The organism is Limnoglobus sp., assembly GCF_059499385.1.
The window spans coordinates 20,176-27,233 of the sequence record NZ_JCABYM010000110.1 but is presented as its reverse complement, the minus strand read 5'-3'; the positions used below and the strand labels follow the sequence as shown (position 1 = coordinate 27,233).

Sequence of the window (7,058 nt, the reverse complement as noted above, 5' to 3'; positions counted from 1 at the left end):
GGTCGAGACCGCCACCGCCGCCACCGCCACGGGTGGCCCCCGTGGCGGCGGGACACTTGACTTCGGGGATGGGACACGGGGCGAAAATAGTAGTAGGCACACTCCGTGTGCCGTCTCCTGTCGGTGGCGGGGAGTTCGTCCGAGTCGCGGGGCGTTCGTTCGAGTCGCCGCGGCCGACAGCAAACGGCACACAAAGTGTGCCTACTACTTTGTCTCAGTCGTAGCTGTCCCGCGTGTCGGCGTACAGGTCGCCGTTCGGCCCGCCCTTGTAGAACCGCCGCGCCAGCGTGTGGTTGAACGGCGTCCACGCCGTCTGGTTGTTCTTGTCTTCCTTCATGTCCCGCAGCACCATGTGCATCCGCGTGTCCATCATGTCCACCGCGTGCAGCAGCATCGCCTCCGGCGTCATCGGCACCTTCGGGCTGCCGTACTCCAGCGTCCCGTGGTGGCTCAGGATCATGTGCTTGAGGCGAATCAACAGCTCCCGCGGGAACGGCTCGCCGGTCAGCTCCTCGACGTGCGGCATCTGCGCCGTCAGCATCTCGACGCCGATGTTGATGTGCCCGACGAGCTGCCCCTCGTCCGAGTACCCGAAGCTCCGGGCGTAGGTCAGCTCCTTCGTCTTCCCGGCGTCGTGCAGGAACGCCCCCATGAGCACCAGGTCGCGGTCCGTGCCGGGGTAGAACGGCACGAGCCGGTCCGCGATGTCCATCATCGTGACGGTGTGTTCCAGCAGCCCGCCGACGTAGGCGTGGTGTAGCTTCACCCCGGCCGGGCAGGCGGAGAACGCCTTCATGAACGCGTCGTCCATGAGGAAGCATTCCGCGAGCGCCCGCAGGTGCGGGGAGGTCAGCCGCGTCAGGAACGTCCGCAGCCGTTCGAGCAGCTTGCCGATGTCGTGCTCGGTGTGCGGCATGAAGTCGTGCAGGTCGATCTTCTGGTGCTCCACCTTCTCGATGTGGTTGAGCACGATCTGCAGCGACCCCTGGAAGTTCTGGACCTTCCCGTCGCAATGGACGAAGTCGCCGTTGTCGAAGCTGCGGAACACGTTGTCCCCGGCGTTCCACATCCGGGCGGACATGCCGCCGGTGCGGTCCCGGAGGTCCATCTGGACGTACAGGTTGCCGTTGCGGTTGGCGCGGAGCTGCTTGTCGGTGACGAGGTACACGTCGTCGAGGGCGTCGCCGTCGCGGAGCTGGTCGATGTATCTGCGCATGGGGTATAGGGTATGGGGCCGGAGGGCGGATAGAAGCGGGGCGGCGGCCGTCTTGTAGGGCGGGTCAAGGCTTTGCGCCGACCCGCCGGGGGACCGCAACCACACGGGAGAAACGCCGCGCTGGCTGGGCGCGGCGGCGGGTCGGCGCAAAGCCTTGACCCGCCCTACGAAGACCCCATCCCCCGCGAGGCCCGCGCCGCCGGTGCCCACGGGGTCGGGCCGACACGGACGCCGTCGTCCTTCGCGAACAGCCCACGGACGGACCGCACCGCCTGCGTCACCGGCCGCGGCAGGCACGTCAGCGCCCAGTACAGGAGCGCCTTGCGGTCCGTCCCGCACTCGCGGAGCAGCTGCGCGAACCGCCGGTTCGCCTCGCGGTAGTCCTTCCGGTCGTAGGCCAGGTAGGCGTAATAGAACTGCTCGTCCTTCAGCGTCTCCTTCAGAAGCGCGACTTCCTCCGCGCCGAGCGGCACGCCGCTGGCGAGGTGCGCCCGGCGGGTGTCGCAGAACTCGCGGGCCATCTTGTCCCAGCCGGTCGTCATCTGGGCCGGGTGCTGGATGTAGAGCGCGAGCGCCTCCGGGCAGAACGCAAACACCCGCCGCGCAGCCATCCGCAGGTACAGCTCCCAGTCGCCGGCCGCGTTCAGTTTCGGGTTGAACCCGTCGGCTTCCGCCAGCACTTCCCGCCGCTGGAACACCGCGCCGGTGAACACGAGGTTGCGGCGGATCAATTGCCGGTGGAACGCGGCCCGGTCGAAGACGCGGAAGCCGTCAGCGAGCGTGTGCGGCAGCCGCTGGAACTCCTCGCGGCCGGCCCACTCGGTCCAGGGCGTGTACCCTTCTGCGTCGTTGCCGACCTTCGCCTCGGCGAACGCGACGCCGACTTCGGGATGATGATCGAGGAAGTGCAAGAGCTTCGGCGCGACGCCGGGCAGCCAGAGGTCGTCGGAATCGAGGTAGGCGATGTACCGGCCTGTCGCGGCGGCGATGCCGGTGTTGCGGGCGGTGGAGAGGCCCTTGTTCGTCTGGTAGACGTACCGCACGTCCGGGCCGGTCAGTTTCTCGACGACGGCCTTCGTGTCGTCGGTCGAGCCGTCGTCCACGACGACGATTTCGAGATGATCGACGCCCGCGGCGCGGAGCGACCCGAGGCACGCGGGCAGGTACGAGGCCCGGTTGTACGTGCAGACGATAACGCTCAGGTGCGGCTGGGGCGGCCCTGCGGGAAGCATCGGATCATATTAAAGGGCCGCGTCCCGAACGTCACGGGAGGCGGCCGGCCGTCGCACCGGCGAGCGTCCCGGCGTCAGCGGGGCGTGCCTCCGAATCGCGGCGACGGGAGGCCAATGCTGGTGGAACCCTGAGCGGAAGCGACGGGGTGTGAGACAGGCTCCCACACCCCGTCGCTTCCGCTCAGGGTTCCACAAAACCAGTTGTTGCCGGTTGGGGCCACGTCCCGCTCTCGCCGGTGCGCACCTGGCGGTGGTTGCGGAGGCGCATTCACTTCCACAAAGAAGGCAGCCGATACGTCCGCCGCCGCTCGCCGGCCGGGGCCTGCCCGCGGTAGCTGCTCGGGACGACGAACTCGTACTTCGCCAGGTCGATCGGCGTCGTGCCGCGGATCGTCGGCTTGTTGAACAGCGCCGCCGCCCGGTCGCCGAAGTCCTCGTTCACCCGCTCCTTGCCGAGCTTCATCGTCATCCGGAACTGCTGCTGCGGCCAGTCGAGGATCACCTCCGTGGGGACCTGCACGTACCCGTCGCCGCCGAGGCGGACGGTCTTGGCGGCTACGACCTCGGCGCTGGCGATCGGCTTGTACGGGTCCTTCTGGTCGTAGATGACGTGCTTTCGGACGGCCGGCCGCTTGCCGTCCTCCCAGTTCGCGTTGAACACCGTCGCCTTCACGACCGGCAGCCCGGTCCGGGTCTTCGTCTGCTGGTAGAGGACGTAGGCGGCCTGCTCCTTGTTCGGCTTCACGTCGTACTGGCCGTTCGGGTCGTACTCGGCCATGCCGAGGGCCTGCATGACCCAGTCGGTGTCGAACGGGATGGGGAACTTCACCGTCCCGCTCGCGAACGCGTCGTGCGAGCAGTAGAAGTAGTTGTCCCGGCCGATGGGCTTGGCGTACATCCAGAACTCGCGGTCGTTCGACCCGATGTCGATGAGCGTGCCGGCGAGCCGGTGCGCCCCGATGAGCCGGAAGTTGCGGGGCTGGCTGCAGAACAGGGAGCTGTCGTTGAGGGAGCCGAGTTCGCGGCCGGCCTCGCTGGCGGTGGCGTTCACGTCGTCGTAGCTGATGGACCGGAGGACGCCGGCCTGCCGGTTGAGGTAGCCGACGAGTTCCTGCGGGGTGCGGTCGGGCATCGGCCCGGTGATGGGGGTGACGGCCTTCGGCTCGACGCGGCCGTCCTTCATCCACTGGCAGCCGGCGAGGGCGAGCGTCGCGACGCAGAGTGTCAGCATTCGCATGGTCGAGGCCCTCAAGTCATATGCGGTTAAAAACCGCGCCGATCATCGAATCTCGGTTCTGCCACGGCACATCGCCAAGAACGAATCCGCAATTACCCCCGATGCTTCCGCTTCCCAGCCCAGGTAACCGGCGTGGGCGCGGACAATCGGGTATTCTCCGCCAACCGCAGGCTGCCGCATGTCGAACAAGAAGAACGTGCCTTGACCATCGAACGCAATCGGCATCGCTCCCGGCATGTACTCCGGCAACTCGTAAGCGAGTAACATTGCCCGAACACCCTGACGCTCGCATCGGGTAGGGAAGAACTGGAACCACCGATCACCGTTCCCGAACTCCCCACCGTTGGACCATTTCAGAAACGACAAGTAAGACTCCGGCATTGGGCGGTTCGGAACAACCCAGGTCGTCGGATCAATTGGTCGCCAAGTGTCGTGGAACCTATCCCCCTTTGGGAACGGGTTCCGTTGGCGCTGTTGCACCTCCCGAATTTCTGCCCGCGACATCGGCCGGCTAACCGCGGCAACAAACTCGGCAATCTCGGCGTCCGTAGCGCCGGGTTGGGGGTGGGTCACATCGAACACCGAGAGCCAGTCCATGACCAACTCCCTCACGCCCAACCCAAAGCTTGGAACACTTCGTCCTGGACCGCCACGATTTCCGCCTCACTCAGCCGGGGATCCGCGATCTCGTGCCGCGCCCCAGACCGCGCATCCCGCAGGACCAGCACGTCCGCCCCGTTCTGCCGCCGCACGTCCTCGAACTTCAGTCGCTTCCGCCGCATCAGCAAAAGCGCCACCACGTACCGGATGTTCTGCCGGGCCGGGTCCGGGTTGCCGGCCAGGTGCTGGAACCACTCGACCAGCAGGTCGTCGTTGAACGTCGGCTTCCGCGGCCGGTCGGCCGGCGGGACCTTGCCGGTCCAGAACGCGACGTACCGGTCCGGCGGGCCGGGCCACGCGGCGGCGGCGTAATCCTTCCGCACGAACTTCCCGGCCTCGTCGAGCAAAACGGCGACGAACGGCTCGCCGGCGGCCAGTTCGCGGCCGGTGGCGGTGCAGGCGCGGCTCGGGGCGGCGATGTCGTACTCGGCCATGGCGACCCATCGTATGCCGGGCGACGGCGGAAGGACAACACGAGTTCGGTCCGATCCGGCGAACGGCACGGCGTAAGCGTGCCGGTGGGCACTCGTCCCACACCGGCACGCTTACGCCGTGCCGTTCGCCTACTTCACCCGCCGCCGCACCGCCTCCAGCGCGGCGCGGTACGGCGTCTCGCGGTGCCGCTGCTCGAACACGTCCAGCCGCTCCAGCAGCCGCGTCGCGCGGCCGGCGTCCAGCTCCGCCGCGAAGCTCACCGCCGCCTCGACCTCCTTGCGGATGGCCGAATACCCGTCGCCGCGGTTCGGCGTCGGCGGCGTCGTCAGCGTGCAACGCACGGTCCGCTTCTCCACCACGTGCACGCCGTCCTTGATCTCGATGGTTCGGGTGAACTGCCGGGCCAGCCCGTCGGCCGTCGCGACCCAGACGGAATCGGTCCGCCGCCAGTTCGCCTCCAGCCCGCCGGGGTTCGCCCACTTCGCCGTCTGCTGCGTGCCGGCCAGTTCCAGCACCTGCGCCCCGTTCAGCACGGCCGCCTGCGCCGCCGACCAAGCCGCGTCGGGGCGGTCTTTTTCCTTCTGTTTCCAGGTCGAATTCACCGTCACCTTGTCCGGCCGCGGCACGAGGTAGCCGAGTTCCAGCGCCGCCGGCCCGTCCAGCGGCACGGCCGGCGCGGGCTTCGTCGGCGTCTTCGCCGTCAGCGCGAACGGCGGACTCGTCCCCGGCACGAGCAACGCCGGCTGCCCCGTCGCATCGACGCGGATCAGCTCCAGCCGCACGGCCGGCGGGGTGCGGTTCTTCGCCGGGTCGATCCCGGTGACGGCCGCGGCCGGGCCGGCGACGTTCGGGTCCTCCTTCGGCCGCAGCAGCGTCATCACCGCGAGGTCGGTGTGCGTCGCCGACGCGGCCAGGACGAACACACGGACCTCCAGCGCGAACGCCCGCTTGTACGGCACGTCGATGCGGGTGCTCTCCTCGGCCACGTCGCCGGCGTAGACCATCTCGTCGCCGGTCGCGAACGTCGGCGGCGGCACGGTCGGCTCGGCCCGGCTCGGGGCGAGCGTCGCGATGAGAACGAGTGTCGGGAGCATGGGGCGGCCTCGCGGACTTCACCGCCCGGCCTTATAGCAACCGCCGCGATCCGTGCAACGGCGGTTTCCGGGCGAACGGGGGAAACTAGGATAGCCCGCACCCCCGTTCCTCCCCGGAGAAGGTCGTGACACCCGGAACCGTCCTCGTCCTCACGTTCGCCGGCCTCGTCGCCGGGTTCTTCGCGTTCTTCTGGGGCACGACGCTCTTCCTGCAATCGTCCCTGTACAACGCCCCGACGACGAAGCTGCCGGTCCGCGCGGCCATCGCCGCGTTCCTCGTCGGCGGGTTCCTGACGTTCTGGACGTTCGTGAACACCCGCGCCGAGTCGAAGGACAGGTACGGCACGTTCTTCGAGTTCAACCCGACGAGTTCGCACGACTTCGCCGAGTTCACCGCCGTCCGCCGGGACGCGAACAAGAAGGAGACGCCGGTGCCGCACAAGAAGGTGAGCGGCAAGTTCGTCGAGGCGCAGGACACGACGAAGGGGTTCCGCATGAAGTCGGCCGACTTCTACGTGACGGCGATCGAGGTGAAGGAGAAGGACAAGGCGGCCCGGTTCGAGGCGGACCTGGACGGCGAGGGGCGGTACAAGGCCGGCTCGACGAAGGTGTTCCGCGAGAAGGACGGCAAGCGGTTCATCGAGTTCGGGCCGTCCGAGGTGCCGACGCCGATCTACGCGCCGAGCAGCGGGGCGTTCGTCGGGGCGTTGATGCTCAACCTGATGCTGTACGTGGTGCTGTTCGTGGCGCTGTGGCCGGTGCTGCGGTACACGCTGGGCCACGCGATCGCCGGGGCGGCCGGCATCGGCGTGTTCGTGATGCTGCTGCTGATGCCGCTGCTGTTCGAGCGGAACAAGGTCCCGGAGGCGTTCAAAGCCCCGCCCGCGGCGGAGGCGAAGTGAGCCGCGACCGCGGCGGGTTTTGGCTTTGTCCCCGCCCCCCGTGGGGGGGGGGGTATGGTGGGGGGGGGGGTGCCGGCCACCGAGGCGAGGCGGATCGGGGGCGCCCGCCGCGTGCGGGCGACACGCCCCCCCGTCGGTGGCTCTTGTGTCGGGGCGGCGCCCCAGGACCCTTCCACCGACGCGATCCTCATCGGGGCGGCAAGCCTACCCCCCTCCCTTACCCTCCCCCCCAAGGGGGGAGGGGACAAAGCCAAAACCACACGGGATCAACACCTCGCGTTA

General features: G+C 68.4%; 7 protein-coding genes. 1 reads left to right on the top strand and 6 read right to left on the bottom strand.

Annotation, left to right across the window (positions count from 1 at the left end; genetic code table 11):
• Nucleotides 1-214: 214 nt before the first annotated feature.
• From AC5JJ2_RS19845 to AC5JJ2_RS19820, 6 genes are all read right to left on the bottom strand, one after another.
• Nucleotides 215-1,216, bottom strand: coding sequence for a 3'-5' exoribonuclease YhaM family protein (locus tag AC5JJ2_RS19845; RefSeq protein ID WP_495859765.1), 1,002 nt, complete (start codon nt 1,214-1,216; stop codon nt 215-217).
• Between the two features lie 164 nt (nt 1,217-1,380).
• The gene (locus AC5JJ2_RS19840; protein WP_495859764.1) at nt 1,381-2,448 is read right to left on the bottom strand and encodes a glycosyltransferase family 2 protein; all 1,068 of its coding nucleotides are present in this window, start codon (nt 2,446-2,448) and stop codon (nt 1,381-1,383) included.
• Between the two features lie 268 nt (nt 2,449-2,716).
• Nucleotides 2,717-3,685, bottom strand: a complete 969-nt coding sequence (locus tag AC5JJ2_RS19835; RefSeq protein ID WP_495859763.1) for a hypothetical protein — start codon at nt 3,683-3,685, stop codon at nt 2,717-2,719.
• 42 nt (nt 3,686-3,727) lie between these two features.
• A complete protein-coding gene (locus tag AC5JJ2_RS19830; protein ID WP_495859762.1) occupies nt 3,728-4,282 on the bottom strand; it encodes an SMI1/KNR4 family protein in 555 nt (184 codons plus the stop codon).
• 11 nt (nt 4,283-4,293) lie between these two features.
• A complete protein-coding gene (locus AC5JJ2_RS19825) occupies nt 4,294-4,779 on the bottom strand; it encodes a hypothetical protein (protein WP_495859761.1) in 486 nt (161 codons plus the stop codon).
• A 129-nt stretch (nt 4,780-4,908) separates the two neighbouring features.
• Nucleotides 4,909-5,874 carry a hypothetical protein gene (locus AC5JJ2_RS19820; protein ID WP_495859760.1) on the bottom strand — a complete coding sequence of 322 codons (966 nt, stop codon included), beginning with the start codon at nt 5,872-5,874 and terminating at the stop codon, nt 4,909-4,911.
• Nucleotides 5,875-5,999: 125 nt separating this feature from the next.
• Between AC5JJ2_RS19820 and AC5JJ2_RS19815 the strand changes: the two genes are divergently transcribed.
• Nucleotides 6,000-6,776 (top strand): hypothetical protein, encoded by a 777-nt coding sequence (locus tag AC5JJ2_RS19815; protein WP_495859759.1) that lies wholly within the window; start codon nt 6,000-6,002, stop codon nt 6,774-6,776.
• Nucleotides 6,777-7,058 lie beyond the last annotated feature (282 nt).